The organism is Pelomicrobium sp. P1, assembly GCF_052805615.1.
Genome location: NZ_JBRBEM010000010.1, coordinates 66,729 through 83,052, shown reverse-complemented (window position 1 = coordinate 83,052; position 16,324 = coordinate 66,729). Strand labels below are relative to the sequence as shown.

Genomic DNA, 16,324 nt, shown 5'->3' with positions numbered 1-16,324 from the left:
CGCCTATGGTGCCGCTCAAGCCCCCGCCATGAGCAAGTAGATCAGGATCAGGTTCACCGCCAAAGAAGCGAGGGCCGCCCATTGCCACAGCACCAGGGGATCGCGTTCCACCAGGGGGGTCGCGCGCCGCACCCCGATTGGCCGCTGGTCTCCCCGTTCCAGGGCCAGCACCATCTCCTCCGCCGTCTCGAACCTGTGCCGCGGGTCCCGAGCCACCGCTTTCAGGATCACGTCCTCGAACCAGGTGGGGATATCCGGCCGGTAGCGGGACGGGGGAACTGGATCGCCGAAGCGCGGGCGTTGGAACGGCTCGATCTCGCCGTAGGGATAACGGCGGGTGAGTAGGTGGTAAAGGCTCACCCCGGCGGCATAGAGATCCGATTGCACGCTGGCGGGTTCTCCGGCGACGCGCTCCGGCGCCATGTAGCTGGGGGTGCCGGGGTTTGCCGGGGAAGCCCCGGCCGTTTCCCCGGCGTGGAGCGCCACCCCCAGGTCTAGCACCCGCAGCCGGCCGTCGGCCCCCAGGTGGACGTTGGCGGGCTTCAGGTCCCGGTGCAGCACCCGCATGCGGTGCAGGTGGCCCAAGGCCTTGCCCAGACGGATGCCGATAGAAACCGCCTCCGCCACGCTGAAGTGCCTGCCCCGGTCCAGGTGCTGCTGCAGCGTGGCTCCCGGGTGATAGGTCATCACGTAATAGAGAAAGCGGCGCGAGCCCGGAGGCAGCGGAACGACCTGCGGAAAGTAATGGGCCAGCACCCGCCCAGCGAGCCATTCTTCGGACAGAAGCGCCTCCAGGCTTTCCCGGTCGTCCCGCAAGGCGGGCTGCAGAGTTTTCAGCACCAGGGCCTGGCCGCTTTCCCCGTGCCGCACCTGGTAAAGCAGCGTCGCCCGGGATTCGTGCAGTAGCGCCTCCACCACGAAATCGTCGATGCGCTGCCCGGGCCTCAGCCGCGGCGGCAGGGGAAGCTGGCGACCCAGGTCCGCAAGATCCCGCCATTCCCGGGGTGGCACTTCCCTCACCCGCACCACCAGGGCAGTGGCGTTGTCGTGGCCGCCCCGGGCGAGCGCCTCCCGCACCAGGGTCTCGGCGGCGCGCCGGGGCGCCTCGTAGAGGCGCAGGATCTCGTGGATGCGCCGCTCACCCAGCGGCTCCCAGACGCCATCGCTAGCGAGCAGGAACACGTCCCCGGCCGCGAGCTCTCCCTCGCTGTAGTCCACCGCCAGGTGCTGGTCGAGCCCCACCGCCCGCCGCAGCACGTGGCGCAGGTCCGGCCGCTCCCACACGTGATCGTTCGTGAGCCGCTCCAGGGAGTGCTTGCGCAGGCAATAGATGCGGGTGTCGCCCACGTGGGCGACCCAGTAGCGATGGCCCCGCAGCACCAGCAGGCTCAGGGTGCTCGCCATGCCCTGGAGTTCCCGATGGACAGCCGCCTGGGCGAGCAACCACCGGTTGATGGCCGCCAGCACCTTGTCCAGGGCGTAGGGAACGTTCCAGGTCTCGGGGGTGGCGTAGTAGTCTGAGAGAACCCCGCGCACGGTACACTCGGCCGCCTCGCGGCCGCCGCCGTTGCCGCCCACGCCATCGGCCACGGCGAAGGCGAGGCCCTTGGACCAGCGTTGCTCGTCCTCGGGGGTGACGACGCCGAAGCAGTCCTCGTTGCGGCTGCGCCGGCCCGCCTCGGTCGCGTGGCCGAATTCCACCTCGAGCCGCGCGGCCGCGCTCTGCCCGGGCGGCGCGGCTTGGCGGATGGATTCGGACGCAGCGCTGACCATGGAAGGTGAAAACGCTCAAACCCTGGCGGCGGTCATGTGAGGCGCGCCCCAAGTGGTGCGCCAGCGGGTCCTCACCCCGTAGAGCCCCGCGAGCGCCAGCAATCCCAGTCCCGCAAAGACAAGCAGCCCCAGCTGATAGTCTCCGGTCAGCTCTTTCGAGTAGCCCAGGCTGGAGGCGAGAAAGAAGCCGCCCAGCCCGCCCGCCATGCCCACCAGCCCCGTCATGACGCCGATCTCCTTCCGAAACCGCTGGGGCACCAGCTGGAACACGGCACCGTTGCCCATGCCGAGGCACAGCATCGCCGCGACGAACACCGAAAGCGCCATCCATGCCTGGCCCAAGCCGGTGGCCGCCAGCCCGATCAGAAGCGAGGCCAGCGTATACATGGCGAGCAGCGACCGGATTCCGCCCAAGCGGTCCGCCATCGCCCCGCCCACAGGACGCACCAAGGAGCCGGCGAACACGCACGCGGCGGTGAAATAGCCGGCCGACACGGCGTCAAGACCGTACTGGTCATTGAAATAGATGGTCAGCGACGAGGCCAGACCGACGAAGCCGCCGAAAGTGACGCTGTAGAAGAACATGAACCACCAGGCGTCCCGATCTTTAAGCACGCGCAAGTACTCGGCAAGCGGCTTGGGCGCCGGGCATTCCGGGCTGTCCTTGGCGAGCGCCAGATAGATCACAAGCGCGATGCCGAGCGGGATCAAGGCCAGACCGAAGACGTTGTTCCACCCGAACGCCTGGGCGAGCCCGGGGGCGAAGAGCGCTGCCAGCACCGTGCCGGAGTTGCCGGCGCCCGCGATGCCCAGGGCGGTTCCCTGGTGCTCGGGAGGATACCAACGGGAAGCAAGCGGCAGCGCCACCGCAAAGGAGGCGCCCGCGACCCCCAGGAACGCGCCCAGGAGCAGCGCCTGCTGGAACGTGTGAATGCCCCACAGCCATGCCACCGCGAGGGCGGCCATCACCACGACCTGTCCGACCACACCGGCGCGTTTGGGCTTCAAGTGATCCACCAGCACCCCCATGACGATGCGCAGCAACGCGCCAGCGAGCACGGGAGTTGCCACCAGGAGTCCCTTCTGGCTCGCGGTGAGCCCCAGGTCCGCCGCGATCTGCACCGCCAGCGGACCCAGAATCACCCACACCATGAAGCTTAAATCGAAGTAAAGAAACGCCGCCAGCAGCGTGGGCGCGTGGCCCGACTTCCAGAAGCCTGCCTTCATTTGATTCGATTCCTTTCGATCCAGGGATGTTAAGCCGCCGGGCGCATCTGGCGCCGGTACAAGAACTCAAGCACACGGCCCCGCAACTGGTGGTAGCGCGCCTCGGCCGTCAGGGCCACCCGGTCCCGGGGACGCGCCAAGTCCACCGGCACCACTTCTCCCACCGTCGCGGCGGGTCCGTTGGTCATTAGCACGATGGCATCCGACAGAAGCACCGCCTCGTCCACGTCGTGGGTGATCATGAGCACGGTGTTGCCGAGCCGGGCATGGATTTCCATCACCGAGTCTTGCAAGTGGGCCCGCGTCAGGGCATCCAGCGCGCCGAAGGGCTCATCCATCAGCAGCACTTTGGGCTCCATGGCAAGCGCCCGCGCGATTCCGACGCGCTGCTTCATGCCGCCGGAGATCTCCGAAGGACGCTTGTCCTTGGCGGCCGCCATGTGGGTGAGCTCCAAGTTGTAAAGCGTCCACTCGTGGCGCTCGGCGCGAGTCTTGCGGTCGCGGAACACCTTGTCCACCGCCAGCCGCACGTTCTCGTACACCGTCAGCCACGGCAGCAGGGAGTGGTTCTGGAACACCACGGCCCGGTCGGGGCCGGGGCCGCGCACCTCGCGCCCGTCCAAAAGCACGATGCCCTCGGTCGCCTCAAGAAGGCCTGCCACGATGTTGAGCACCGTGGTCTTGCCGCACCCGGAATGGCCGATGATGGAAACAAAAGCGCCCCTGTCCACGGCCAGATCCACGTTCTCCACGGCGCAATATGCGCCCGTAGGCGTGTGGAAGGTCATGCCGACCCGCTCGAGCTGGAGATAGGAAGACACGGTGCGCACTCCTTCAGCGGGCGTTGTAGTCGAAGCGGCGCGAGAGCGCGTTCATCACCGCTTCCAGCACGATTCCGACAGCGCCGATCAAGACGATGGCGACGATGATGCTGGGCACGGAGAGGTTGTTCCACTCATCCCAGACGAAGAAGCCGATGCCGATTCCGCCGGTCAGCATCTCGGCAGCGACGATCACCATCCACGCGATGCCGAGGGACAGACGCATGCCGGTTATCACGTAAGGGAGCGCTGCCGGCAGCATCACCTTGCGCGCGATCTCCAGCGGCCCCAGCTTGAGCACGGCCGCGACGTTGAGATAATCCTTCGGCACCGCCCGCACCCCCGCCGCCGTATTGATGATCATGGGCCAGATGCTGGTGATGAAGATGACGAACACCGCCGACGGGTTCACCGCCTTGAATAGAAGCAGCCCGATGGGCAGCCACGCCAGGGGGCTCACCGGCCGCAGCACCTGGATGAGCGGCTGCCACGCCCGGTGGAAGGTAACGCTCATGCCCATGAGGAAGCCGACCGGAATCCCCACGAGCGCCGCGAGGCCGAACCCCGCCCCGACCCGCGCCAGCGAATAGGCAAGCTGCCAGCCAATTCCCTTGTCATTGGGTCCGTTGTCATAGAACGGATTGGCAAGCAGCTCGACGGCCCGATCCCAGGTCTGGCCCGGCGTGGGAAGCTCGGTAGCGATGTGCTCCTGCATGAAGGCCCAAGCCCCCAGCACGATGAGGAAAGTCAGTCCCGCCAGGGACATGGAAGTCAGAGCCGCGGCCGTCTTTGCAGCCAGCCGAGACTCGGGCTTGCGCCCCACGCTGGCGGGCGCCACGCGCGGTGCGCCGCGCGATCGCGGCGTCGGGTCTCGCGTCTCCGCCCGTCGTTCCTCGCGCACGACCATTGCCAGGTTGACAGGTTTTGCGGTCATGGTGAGCTCTCCGGTTTGATCGGCCGCAGCCGCGGGTGCATCGGCCCGAAGCGGCTACGCATTCAGTTTCGCCAGATCAGACATCGCCGCCTTCATGTTCTTGATCTTGAACCCGGCCAAGTACTGCATGAGCTTGCTCGGGTCATAGCGCATGCCATCGAAGAACAAGTCCGGGCCCATCTCGATGGGCTGGGTGGCCTGGGTCAGCGTCCACTTGCCTTGGTGGACACCTTCCGGCTTGTGGTCGATGGTGGGATAGGGAACGCCCAGCTCCTTGGCCGCTTGCCGGTAAAGGTCCGCCCGATACACGGAAGCGGCCGTTTTCTTGATGTCGATGGGCGTTTCAATCTGGCCCCAGCGCAACATCTGGGTGAGAAACCACGCCGCGTGGGACTGCCAGGGAAACGTGGCCGCGTAGCGGTAGAAGACGTTGAAGTCCGGGAGCGGCCGGGGCTGTTCCTCCTTCGCGTAGCGGAAGGTGCCGGTCATGGACATCTTCACCACGTCCTCCGGCGCGTTCACGTAGGCCTTCTGGGAGATGATTTTCACGACCTCCATGCGGTTTTCCGGCTTGTCCATCCACTGGGCCGCCTCGATCAGCGCCTTGATGGCTGCCTTATGGGTGTTGGGGTGCTTCTCCGCCCACTCCAGGTTCACGCCGAACACTTTCTCCGGGTTGTTGTTCCAGATCTCGTAGTTGGTGACAAGCACGCGGCCGATGCCCATTTCCACCGCTCGCGAGTTCCACGGCTCGCCGACGCAATAGCCGACGATGTTCTTGGCGTTCAAGTTGGCCACCATCTGCGGGGGCGGAATGACGATCAGCCGCACGTCGTTGTCGGGATCGATGCCCGCGGAAGCCATCCAATAGCGGATTTCGTAGTTGTGGGTCGACACCGGGAAAACCATGGCGAAGGTCATGGGCGGCTTTCCCGCGGCCTTGTCCGCGTCGATCACTTTCTTGAGCGCCCGAGCACTCAAGGGGCGCTCGCTCATCGCCGCCGGATCGGCTTCCACCATCCGCTCGTAGAGCTCGTTGGAGACGGTAATGGCGTTTCCGTTGAGATCCATGCTGAAGGCGGTGATGGTGGGCTTGGGCGTGGCGCCGATTCCGAGGGAGGCGGCGATCGGCATCCCAGCCAGCATGTGGGCGCCATCCAGCGCGCCGATCGCCACTTTGTCCCGGATGTTGGCCCAGGAAGCCTCCTTCGACACCGTGACGTCGAGGCCGTACTTCTTGAAGTAGCCCTTCTCGAATGCCACCACGATGGGCGCGCAGTCGGTGAGGGGAATGATGCCGAGCATGAGCTTGGTCTTCTCCAGACCTTCGGAGCCTGCCGCCCACGCGGCCGAGCGGATGGCGGGCGGCACCAGCGACAGGATGGAGGCGCCGGCCGCCACGCCGGCCAGCTTGATCACGCGGCGCCGCTCCGGGTTGACAGGCCCCGGATGGCCGTTGCAATGCGTGCTTTCGGTCATTTCGTCTCCTCGAAACAGGTCACCCAAAAGACAACACAAAAAAAGAAAGCGCCCTGACATTGCGGTTTGCTCCACAATTCAGGACGCCTTTGTCCTTCCGCCGGGCCGGTCTTTCCCGCGCTCCGCCCAGCGGCTGCGCTCCGACGCTGGAACGCTTGCCCGAAGGCCTTTCATGCAGGGAGCATGCCAGCTCCCCGCATCCCGCATTTTTCCAGACGTGCCAAGGTGTTGCAGGCCGATCCCGCCATCGCCGGCCGTGCCCGCCATGCCGCCCGCACCATCGCGGTGCGCCGCTGCACCAAATCAGCCCAATCGCTTCATGAAATCGATCACATCCCGCGCCACGTCCGCCAGCCGCATCTTCCTGTCCATGGCCATCTTGCGCAGGAGGCGGTACGCCTCCTCCTCATCGACGCCACGCGCCTTCATGATGACGCCCTTGGCGCGCTCGACCACCTTGCGCTCGTCGAGCCGCGTTTGCGCTTCCGCCAGCGCCCGTCTGAGCGCCTGGTCCGCCTCGAAGCGCGCGATCGCCACGCGTAGAATACTGTCGATGCGCGCGGGGTCGATGCCGTCCACCACGTAAGCCGAAACGCCCGCCCGAATGGCCGCCTCGATGGTCTGCGCGCTCCGGTCGGCAGTGAACAGGACGATGGGCCGCGGCGTCGCACGGGTCACGGCGCAGAGCTGCTCCAGCACGTCGCGGCTCGGGGACTCGGCGTCGACGATGACCACATCGGGCTTGAGTTTCAGGACCAGCTCGTGGAGCTCGAAAGCCGAGCGCGCCTGAGCTGCCACCTCGCACCCTACCGCGGTCAGGGCTTCCTTGAGCAGGCCCACATCCCTGGCCGTATCGTCCACCAGAATCACGCGCATGGAAGCTCCGTTGTTTCCGAGCAGCGCCGCCAAGTCCGGCTCCAACCGATAAAAAAAATCCACCCCGCCTGCCAGTCAGGAAGGACTTCGTTGTCCACGCGGGACCCCTGCTGGTCACAATCGTTCGGCGCCGCTCCACAGCGGCAGCGGCACGCAACGGCTCGCGGGCTCGCACCGCCGCTGCTCGCTTCCAAAACCCAAACGCAACGTCTGTGCCACCCGCAACGCGGCGGGAGGAGCGCCTTGATTTCAATCGGAATACGAAGCGACCGGAGAATCAGCCCGTGGGCGAAGACAGAGGCATCGCCGCCCCGCCGTGGTGCGGTGCGCTTTGACGATGCACCAAGTCGAGACGTCAGTGCCCCGTCACGACAAGCAACTTGCAGGACACGACACCAGAACCTATCCCAACATCGAACAGGGTGCGTGGAGCGCAGCGAAGCGCATCGCGTACCCGCGCGCCAATCTGGAGCACGCCGCGACATTCGTGGCCAACATCATGCAGAGGGCGATGCTGGTGACGCTCCTCGGTCTCATGCTTGTGGCGATGACCATGCCCGAGGCCTCCCTCCTGGGAATACATCCGTTATCGTTCGCGCATCCCGTCGCCTATGTCTACGGGATGCGCATGGTGAGGCAGGCCCATACGCAACGCCATGGGCCGGCTGCCGCCGCGGAACGCCGACTCAGAGGAACTCGGTCCTGGCGGCCTCCACGGCATCGCGGAGCCTGCGGGCCGCACGCTCGACCTCGTGCTTCAGGTCTTCGAAGACGGCGTCCCGGGCTTCCGGAAGCCGCCGCACCAGGCGCTCGAGCTCCCGGGCCTGGCGCCGCAGGGCGAGCACCCGCTCGTCGGCCCGCAGCCTGCCGCTTTCGGAAAGTTGCGCGGCCCGGCGCTCGAGGCGATCGATCTCGGCTTCCCAGGCCCGCAGGCGGGAACCGATCGAGCGCAGGTAGGCGTCGCGCATGCCCATGGGGCTTCTCCGGGTAGATCTATCCCGCGGCCCCCAGTGCTGCCGCCAGGGCCACCGCCGCCAATCCCAGGGCGGCGCCCGCAGCCATGCGGGAAGCGCGCAAGGCCCGCTCCAGACTTTCGTTGGCGTTGACCTGCTTCTCCAGCGCCTGGGCCAGGCGCTGGATCTGCTCGGCAAGCTCGGCGGTAAGCCTCGCCTGGTCGGTGAAATGGCGCTCCAGCGCCTCGAGCCGGGCGCTCAAGTCCCGCTCCCGCCCGGTGCTGCGGGCCGTCATCCACGAGGAGACGATGCGTTCGGCGACGGACACGAGCGGTCCGATGGACTTCAGGATCGGCATGAGCTCAATGGCCATGGGCTCCTCTCGATGCCATCTCGGGCTAACACAATGGAAGAATGCTAACCGATGCGCGAGCGCCAGAACACCGGGGAGCCGCTCCACCGCCGTCCTTCCCGGCGGCCCACGGCGCGCTTAGAATAACGACCTTGCGCGCCGTGGGACCGGAGCACGAGCAACGCCGCCTGCCGCGAACTTTCGAGAGCCGGCGCGGCGTTTGTCGCCTCCCGGCCCACCCGATGCCTGCTAGGTTCGAATAGGAAGCGAGATCTCCGATCCATGGGCGCCGAAATCCACGCTGTTCATCCCCCCGCGCCCGGGACTCCGGAAGCGCTGAGCGTGAGCCCCGTGCTCGGCACGCCCGACCGGCTGCTGGTGCACTACGCCGAAATCGGCATCAAGGGCCAGAACCGGCCCCGCTTCGCCGAGTTGCTGCGCCAGAACATTGAGCACCGGCTGCGCCGGGCGGGCGCGGCGGCCCGGGCGCGCTTGACCCACGACGGCCTGTACGTGGAGATCCCGCCCGGCGCCGAGCTGGAGCGGCTGGTGACCGCCGTCGCCCAGGTGCCGGGCATCGCCTGGTTCGCTCCCGCCTATTCCTTTCCCCGGCCGGCCGCAGGCTGGAGCGAAACGGACGTCCAGCGCCTCGAAGCGGCCCTGGTCGCCCTCGCCCGGGCGAAGGCCCCCGAGCCGACGTTCAAGGTCCGGGTGAAGCGCTCCGACAAGCGCTTTCCTCTCAACTCCAGCGAGCTCGCCCGGCGCTTCGGCGCGGCGATCATCGCGGGCTCCGGCTGGTCCAAGGTGAACCTGGAATCCCCTGATCGGGTTTTCGGCGTGCACATCGCCCGGGAGGCCGCCTACCTCTTCACCGACCGGGTGGAAGGCATCGGCGGGCTGCCGGTGGGCGCGAGCGGGCGGGTGTTGGCCCTCCTCTCCGGCGGGATCGACTCTCCGGTGGCAGCCTACCTCATGGCGAAGCGGGGCTGCCGGGTGGATTTCCTGCACGTGGCGGCGACCCGCATCGACCAGGAAAGCGTGGCGGCGAGCCCGGTAGCGGAGCTGGCGCGGCTGCTGTCCCGCTACACGCTGCGCTCACGCTTGTTTGTCGTGCCTTCGGCCCGCTTCGACATCGGGCTGCTCCAGCGCCGCAGCGCCTACGAGCAAGTGCTGTTTCGCCGCTTCGCCGCCCGCGTGGCCGAGCGGCTCGCCCGGCGCCTCGGCGCGCCGGCCCTGGTGGCGGGGGACAGCCTGGGCCAGGTAGCCTCCCAAACCCTCAAGAACATGGTCACCATGTCGGCGGCGGTGGAGCTGCCGATCCTCAGGCCTCTCCTCGCCTACGACAAGCGGGAGATCATCGACCTCGCCCGCGCGATCGGGACCTACGAGACCTCCATCCGGCCGTACAAGGACTGCTGCTCCCTCCTCTCTCCCCAGCCGCGGACCGCCTCGCGGCACGAAGAGGTGAGCGCTCTGGAGTCCGAACTCTTCCCCGACTACGGCGTCCTGGTGGAGCAGACCCTGACGGAAGCGATCTGCTTCACCTTCGACTGCGGGGAGCGGATCCAAGAGCCTGTGGGCCTCTCGGCAACCGGGATGGCAGGTGCCGACCGGAACCCGGCCCATCAGGCTGGCCCCGCCCTCGAGGAGTGACGCCATGAAAACGTTTCTGGTGTTGATCATCGGCGGCCTGCTCGGCGCCATCGCAGGCTTTGCCGCCGGCATTTTCGCCTATCCGTACATCTTCCTCGCCGACATCGTCGCGACGGAACAGGTGAACAACCCCGTCGGCCGCCAGGTGGTGGCAAGGGGAACCTTCATCCACGCCAATCCCTCAGATCCGATCCATTACGGCAAGGGGCGGGTGACGGTGTATCGGGACCTGGTGCACCTGGAAAGCAATTTCGAAGTGGGCCCGTGACCGAAGTTTCACGTCTACCTGGTGCCCGAGAAGAACGTGATGCCCGACACCGACGCGGCCAGAACCATGTACGTGGATCTCGGACGGCTCAAGGTATTCAAGGGTAGCCAGAACTACCCGATTCCGGAAGGCATGGACCTTTCCAATTACGAGAGCATGGTGATCTGGTGCGAGCAGTTCGGCGTGCTCATCTCGCCGGCACCCCTCGATCCGTTCTAGCCGGCGGCGCAAGTCCTGGCTGGGAGAAATCCTTGACTTCGACTGACCGTTGCGTCCCGCGGGGCTGCCTTCTCTCCGGGGCAGAGCCTCGCCCCGTTCAGCGCGGCGTTTGCCCTCAGAACTGCCCCAGTAGCACGTACAGCCAAAACAGGGTAAAGAGCGCCGGCGCGCCGATCAGGTAATACTTCGACGGCACGGCACCGGCGACCCGGTGGATGAGCTTGGCGCGCGCCAGGGCCGCACCGCCTTCGTGCAGGTGAAACCGAGCGTCCCCCGGGTAGCGGGCCGCCAGGTCGTCGAGCTTCGCGCCCCACACGTCCTGGAAAAGGACGGTGCGGCCGATAGAGAAGACCCACACCAGGGAGACGACGAAGCCGGCCAGGTAGATGAAGATAGGCCAGGACTGGGCATCCGTGGCGAACGCCAGCTCCACCCCGATCGCCAGCAAGGCGTTGGCCAGCAGCAGGACCTGCAGCTTTTGGGTCTTGATCACGTTTTCCCGTGCCCAGAGATCCATGAGCAAGCGGTAGCTCTGCCAGTCGCGCTCGGTCTCGCTCTCCATCGGCGATCCTCCCCTCTTTTGGCCGGCTCAAGCCTTGCGGCGCGCCCGGGCGATCCGCTCGCCGTCGCCCTCGCCCGCCTCCGGTCGATTCCGAATCTCCATGGGCCTTTCCTCCAGCGGCCCTATGGTACCAGCGTTCGCCCCAGCCGACGCCGGCTCCTCAGCGCAAACCCGCGAGAAACTTCTCGAGCCGCTTCACCGACACGGGATAAGGGGTCTTCAACTCCTGGGCGAAGAGCGACACTCGCAGTTCTTCCAGCATCCAGCGGAATTCCTCCAGCCGGGGGTCGGGGGCGCCGGTCTTGCGGCTGCGCTCCAGGCGTTGCTGCCATTCGCTCGCCAGGCGTTGGATTTCCCTCGTCCACCTGGCATCTCGCTCGCCGAAGTCCCGCAGCTTTTCCAGCCGCCGCTGCACGGCCTTGAGGTAACGCGGGTATTCCGCGAGGCGCGGGTACGGCGTGGCAGCGAGGAAGCCCCGGCGGACCAGGGAGTCCAGTTGCCAGGTCACATCCGGCGCTACGTGTTTCCACGCCCGCGCGGCGGGACTCGCCAGCAGTTTTCTCGCCGCCTGGGCTTCGGTCAGGATCTGGGTGAGAAGCCGGATGTACTCTTCTCCCACCACCGGGAGCTTGGCCCGCACCTGCTTGGCCCGGGCCTCGTAATCGCGGCGGGTCCGGATCGGGGATTCGTCGCTCCATACCGCCCGGTCGGCGATCGCCGAGACGAGCTCCTCCTTGAGCGCTTCCCCGTCCCCGTAAGGGGCGTAGAGCATGGCGAGCTGGGGTGCGTCCCGTAGCCTCCGCTCCATCTGCTTCAACGGCTCTTTGAGCTCCAAGCGGAACAGGCGGTTGATCCCCGCGCGAGATGCCGCCGCCGCTTTTTCCGCGGTCTCCAACAGGGTAAGCCGCACCGACTCTCCCTCGTCCACCAGGGCCGGGTAACCTATGAGGACATGCCCGCCGCGACGGAATTCCACCGCTTCCGGCAGCTCCAGGTCGCCCCAGCGCTCGAGCCCCGGGCGTTCCCAGGCGCCCTCGGGGGCGAACGCGGCCTGGGCCCGCTCCCCCAGCGCCCGGCGCAGCGCGTTCAGGTCCCGCCCCATGGCGAGCTCCGCCCCTTTTTCGTCCACCACCCGGAAGTTCATGTGGAGATGGGCCGGAAGCGCCACCGCCCGCAGCACGTCCGGGGGCACCTCCACGCCGCGCATCCGGGTCAACACGCGGCTCAGGGCTTCCGTCAAGGGCGTTGCCTTCGAGAACCGGTCCAGGGCCGTCAGGGCCTCGGTGACGGATTCCGGGAGCGGCACGAAGGCCCGGCGCAAGGACTTGGGAAGCCCGCGGATCAGGGCGTTCAACTTCTCCCGCAGCATGCCCGGTACCAGCCACTCGAAGGGGGCGGCGGGGAGCTGATTGAGCAAGGGGAGGGGCACGGTGGCGGTGACCCCGTCCAGGGGATGGCCGGGCTCGAAGCGATAGGAAAGCCCGAGTTCCACCCCGTTCACGTCCAGCCGCTCCGGGTAGAGGTCCTCGGTGATGTCTTCCGCTTCATGCCGCATGAGATCCTCGCGGGCCATGAACAGGAGCCGGGGATTCTTCGCTTCCGCCTCTTTGCGCCAGCGCTCGAAAGAGTGGCCGTTGTACACGCCGGGCGGAATGCGGACGTCGTAGAAGGCGAACATGCGCTCTTCGTCCACCAGCACGTCCTGGCGCCGGGACTTGTGCTCCAGCGCTTCGATTTCTTCCCGCAGCCTTTCGTTGTGCCGGAAAAACTCGCCCCGGGTGTCGAACTCGCCGGCTACCAGGCCGCGGCGGATGAAGATCTCCCGGGACGCCTTCGGATCGATGGGGCCGTAGTGGACCCGGCGGCGCGGCACCACCACGAGGCCGTGGAGGGACACCTGCTCCCAGGCGACCACCTGGGCGCCGCTCTTCTCCCAGCGGGGCTCGAAGTAGCTGCGCTTGACCAAATGGGCGCCCGCTTGCTCGATCCACTCCGGCTCGATGGCGGCCACGCACCGGGCGTAGAGGCGGGTAGTTTCCACGAGTTCCGCGGCGACGATCCACTTGGGCGCTTTCCGCCGCAAGCCGGAGCCCGGGTGGATCAGGAACTTGATGCCCCGGGCACCCTGGTACTCCCCCGGCCCCTCCCCCTTCATTCCGACGTTGCCGAGAAGCCCCGCCAGCAGGGCCCGGTGGATCTGCTCGTAAGTGGCCGGGGCTTCGTTCGGCCGCATGCCCATCTCGGTCACCAGGGCATGGAGCTGGCCGTGGATGTCGCGCCATTCCCGCAGCCGCAGGTAGGAAAGGAAGCGCCCATGGATTTCTTCCCGCAGCTTGCGGTTGGATTTCTTGTGCTTGAGCGCTTCGTCGAAAAATTTCCAGAGCTTAAGGTACGACAGGAAATCGGAGCGCTCGTCGGCGAACTCGGCGTGGGCCTCCCCCGCCGCCTGCTGCTTCTCCAGCGGCCGCTCCCGCGGGTCCTGCACCGACAGGGCGGAGGCGATGACGAGTACCTCGTTCAAGCAATGCTCGTCGCGGGCCGCGAGGATCATGCGCCCGATGCGCGGGTCGATGGGGAGCCGCGCCAGCTCCCGGCCAATCTTGGTAATGCGGCGGTTCTCGTCCATGGCGCCCAGCTCGGCGAGGAGCTGATAGCCGTCGGCGATAGCCTTGGGCGCCGGCGGGTCCACGAAGGGAAAGCACTCCACTTCGCCCAGGTTCAACGCCTGCATGCGCAGGATGACGGAGGCGAGGGACGAGCGCAGGATCTCCGGGTCGGTGAAACGGGGCCGGGCGTTGAAGTCCTCCTCCGAGTACAGGCGGATCGCCACCCCGCTCGCCACCCGCCCGCAGCGGCCCGCCCGCTGGTTGGCGGAGGCCTGGGAGATCTTCTCGGTGACAAGTTGCTCAACCTTGTTGCGGTAGCTGTAGCGATTGACGCGGGCGTAGCCCGGATCGATGACGTAGCGGATGCCCGGCACGGTGAGGGAGGTCTCGGCCACGTTGGTGGCGAGCACGATGCGCCGTCCCCGGGAGGGCTCGAACACCCGTTCCTGCTCGGCGGCGGAAAGCCGGGCATAGAGGGGCAGGATTTCCGTCCCCGCCGGATGGTGCTTGCGCAACGCCTCGGAGGTCTCCCGGATCTCCCGCTCCCCCGGGAGAAACACCAGGATGTCTCCGGGCCCGGTGCGATGGGCCTCGTCCACCGCGTCGAGGATGGCGCCAGTCAAATCCCGCTCCTCGTCCCGCTCCGGCTCGGCCCAGGGACGATAGCGGATCTCCACCGGATAGAGCCGGCCGGAGACCTCCACCACCGGGGCACCGCCGAAATGCCGGGCAAAGCGCTCGGCATCGAGGGTGGCGGAGGTGATGATGACTTTGAGATCGGGGCGCTCGGGCAGGAGCTGCTTCACGTAGCCCAGCAGGAAATCGATGTTGAGGCTGCGCTCGTGGGCCTCGTCGATGATGAGGGTGTCGTAGGCCGCAAGCAGCGGATCGCTCTGGGTCTCGGCCAGCAGGATGCCGTCGGTCATGAGCTTGATGCAGGTCGTCTCCGACACCTTGTCGGAGAAACGCACCTGGTAGCCCACCGCCTGGCCCAGGGGTGTGGCCAACTCCCGGGCGATGCGGGCGGCCACCGTGCGAGCGGCGATGCGCCGCGGCTGGGTATGGCCGATCAACCCCGCGACACCCCGTTTCAATTCCAGGCAGAGCTTGGGAAGCTGGGTCGTTTTCCCCGAGCCCGTCTCCCCGCAGACGATCACCACCGGGTGGGCCGCGATGGCGGCGGCGATTTCCTCCCGCTTCTGGGAAACCGGCAGCTCCGGGGGAAACGTGGGCACGGGCAGCCGCGCCAGTCGCTCCTGAAAACGGGCGGCGGAGGCTTCCAGCCTGGCTTCCAGCATCCGCAGCCGAGCCGGGTCGCTCCCCCGAGCGCCCAGGCGCGCGATCTCCGCCGCCAGGGTCGGGCGGTCGCGCGCCATGGTCTCGGCCAGTCGGGCCGAGAGGCGCTCCAGCAGGGGACGGCCGCGCAAGGCGGCAGGCACAACCATGGGAAAGCGAAGCTGAAAGCAAATTTTTTATTTTACAATGACCTTTTCCGGGCGCTTTCAGCCATGGACATTCCAGCATCCCTCATCCAGGTCCTCCCTCGGGCCCGGCGCGTTGCGGCCCTCACCGGTGCCGGCGTCTCCGCCGAATCGGGCGTCCCCACGTTCCGGGACGCCCAAACGGGACTCTGGGCCCAGTACGATCCCCACGAGCTGGCCACGCCGGAAGCCTTCCAGCGCAATCCCCGGCTCGTGTGGGAGTGGTACGCCTGGCGCCGAGAGAAGGTGGCGGGGGTCGAGCCCAACCCTGGTCACTACGCCCTCGCCGAGATGGAACGCCGGTTTCCCGAATTCACCCTCATCACCCAGAACGTGGATGGGCTGCACCGGCGCGCGGGCAGCCGCCGGATGCTAGAACTCCACGGCGACATCACCCGCAGCAAGTGTTTCGCCTGCGGCCGCCCCGCGGAGGCCTGGGCGGAAACGGGGGAGATCCCGCCCCGCTGCCCGGCCTGCGGCGGCCGGCTCAGGCCGGACGTGGTCTGGTTCGGGGAGATGCTGCCCGAGAGGGCGCTCGCGGCGGCCATGGACGCCGCCGCCCGTTGCGACGTCTTTCTCAGCATCGGCACTTCGAGTCTCGTCTACCCCGCGGCCGCCTTGCCGGAAATGGCCCTAGGAGCGGGCGCGGTCGTGGTGGAAATCAACCCCTCCGAAACGCCCCTCACCCCTCGCGCCACCTACTCCCTGCGCGGACCGTCGGGTGTGGTGCTCCCGGCCCTGCTCGCCGCCCTTCGGTCCGAAGCCGGTCGATCGGGTGCGGGCGCGGCCCTCGATTGAGCCGCGCGCCATACGCGCACCGCCAGCGCGAGCAGCGTCATCCCGGTCAGCGGCAGTACGAACAGCAGCATCACGCTGCCGAACGCCGGCAGCGCGTCGTGTTCCGTGGCCTTGAGGATCAGGTGAGCGGTGTAGGCGGCGTAGTAGAGCAGGAACAAGGCCCCTTCCCAGCGGACGATCAAGTGGCCGGTGAAAAAGATCGGCAGGCAGGCCACCGCCACTGCGATCATCGCCGGGATGTCGAAGGCGAGCGCCGTGGGGCGACCGCGATGCCATCAATCAGAAAGAGCAACACCGTGACGGCAATCTCCTCCCTGTCCTC

The 16,324-nt window shown here is 67.2% G+C and carries 14 protein-coding genes and 1 pseudogene; 4 read left to right on the top strand and 11 right to left on the bottom strand.

Annotated features, from left to right (window positions below; all coding sequences use genetic code 11):
* Positions 1-15 precede the first annotated feature (15 nt).
* From ACUVYZ_RS11175 to ACUVYZ_RS11140, 8 genes are all read right to left on the bottom strand, one after another.
* On the bottom strand, positions 16-1,773 hold the full coding sequence (locus ACUVYZ_RS11175; protein WP_439934532.1) for a bifunctional protein-serine/threonine kinase/phosphatase: 1,758 nt from the start codon (positions 1,771-1,773) through the stop codon (positions 16-18).
* Between the two features lie 15 nt (positions 1,774-1,788).
* Positions 1,789-3,000, bottom strand: a complete 1,212-nt coding sequence (locus tag ACUVYZ_RS11170) for a nitrate/nitrite transporter (protein ID WP_439934531.1) — start codon at positions 2,998-3,000, stop codon at positions 1,789-1,791.
* Positions 3,001-3,029: 29 nt separating this feature from the next.
* The gene (locus ACUVYZ_RS11165; protein ID WP_439934530.1) at positions 3,030-3,821 is read right to left on the bottom strand and encodes an ABC transporter ATP-binding protein; all 792 of its coding nucleotides are present in this window, start codon (positions 3,819-3,821) and stop codon (positions 3,030-3,032) included.
* Positions 3,822-3,834: 13 nt separating this feature from the next.
* Positions 3,835-4,755: a nitrate ABC transporter permease gene (ntrB, locus tag ACUVYZ_RS11160; protein ID WP_439934529.1), complete on the bottom strand. Its 921-nt coding sequence runs from the start codon at positions 4,753-4,755 to the stop codon at positions 3,835-3,837.
* 54 nt (positions 4,756-4,809) lie between these two features.
* Complete coding sequence (locus ACUVYZ_RS11155; protein WP_439934528.1) at positions 4,810-6,234, bottom strand: CmpA/NrtA family ABC transporter substrate-binding protein; 1,425 nt, start codon at positions 6,232-6,234, stop codon at positions 4,810-4,812.
* A 303-nt stretch (positions 6,235-6,537) separates the two neighbouring features.
* Positions 6,538-7,110: an ANTAR domain-containing response regulator gene (locus tag ACUVYZ_RS11150; RefSeq protein ID WP_439934527.1), complete on the bottom strand. Its 573-nt coding sequence runs from the start codon at positions 7,108-7,110 to the stop codon at positions 6,538-6,540.
* Between the two features lie 686 nt (positions 7,111-7,796).
* Positions 7,797-8,084, bottom strand: a complete 288-nt coding sequence (locus ACUVYZ_RS11145) for a hypothetical protein (protein WP_439934526.1) — start codon at positions 8,082-8,084, stop codon at positions 7,797-7,799.
* A gap of 19 nt (positions 8,085-8,103) precedes the next feature.
* A complete protein-coding gene (locus tag ACUVYZ_RS11140) occupies positions 8,104-8,436 on the bottom strand; it encodes a hypothetical protein (RefSeq protein WP_439934525.1) in 333 nt (110 codons plus the stop codon).
* A 321-nt stretch (positions 8,437-8,757) separates the two neighbouring features.
* Between ACUVYZ_RS11140 and thiI the strand changes: the two genes are divergently transcribed.
* The 3 genes and pseudogenes from thiI to ACUVYZ_RS11125 all read left to right on the top strand — a co-directional run.
* Positions 8,758-10,068, top strand: a complete 1,311-nt coding sequence (gene thiI, locus ACUVYZ_RS11135; RefSeq protein ID WP_439934524.1) for a tRNA uracil 4-sulfurtransferase ThiI — start codon at positions 8,758-8,760, stop codon at positions 10,066-10,068.
* A 4-nt stretch (positions 10,069-10,072) separates the two neighbouring features.
* Entirely contained in the window at positions 10,073-10,336 is a 264-nt protein-coding gene (locus tag ACUVYZ_RS11130) for a hypothetical protein (protein WP_439934523.1), read from the top strand.
* 12 nt (positions 10,337-10,348) lie between these two features.
* Positions 10,349-10,555, top strand: a pseudogene (locus ACUVYZ_RS11125) (DM13 domain-containing protein); the annotation flags it as partial.
* Between the two features lie 115 nt (positions 10,556-10,670).
* On the opposite strand, the gene ACUVYZ_RS11120 reads toward ACUVYZ_RS11125, so the two are convergent.
* Both ACUVYZ_RS11120 and hrpA read right to left on the bottom strand, forming a co-directional pair.
* Positions 10,671-11,117, bottom strand: coding sequence for a hypothetical protein (locus tag ACUVYZ_RS11120; protein ID WP_439934522.1), 447 nt, complete (start codon positions 11,115-11,117; stop codon positions 10,671-10,673).
* Between the two features lie 160 nt (positions 11,118-11,277).
* Positions 11,278-15,099, bottom strand: a complete 3,822-nt coding sequence (gene hrpA / locus ACUVYZ_RS11115) for an ATP-dependent RNA helicase HrpA (RefSeq protein ID WP_439934592.1) — start codon at positions 15,097-15,099, stop codon at positions 11,278-11,280.
* A gap of 132 nt (positions 15,100-15,231) precedes the next feature.
* On the opposite strand from hrpA, the gene ACUVYZ_RS11110 reads away from it, so the two are divergent.
* Positions 15,232-16,002 (top strand): SIR2 family NAD-dependent protein deacylase, encoded by a 771-nt coding sequence (locus tag ACUVYZ_RS11110; RefSeq protein WP_439934521.1) that lies wholly within the window; start codon positions 15,232-15,234, stop codon positions 16,000-16,002.
* Here the strand turns inward: ACUVYZ_RS11110 and ACUVYZ_RS11105 are convergent.
* Complete coding sequence (locus ACUVYZ_RS11105) at positions 15,903-16,232, bottom strand: hypothetical protein (protein ID WP_439934520.1); 330 nt, start codon at positions 16,230-16,232, stop codon at positions 15,903-15,905. The genes ACUVYZ_RS11110 and ACUVYZ_RS11105 overlap by 100 nt on opposite strands.
* Positions 16,233-16,324: the final 92 nt, after the last annotated feature.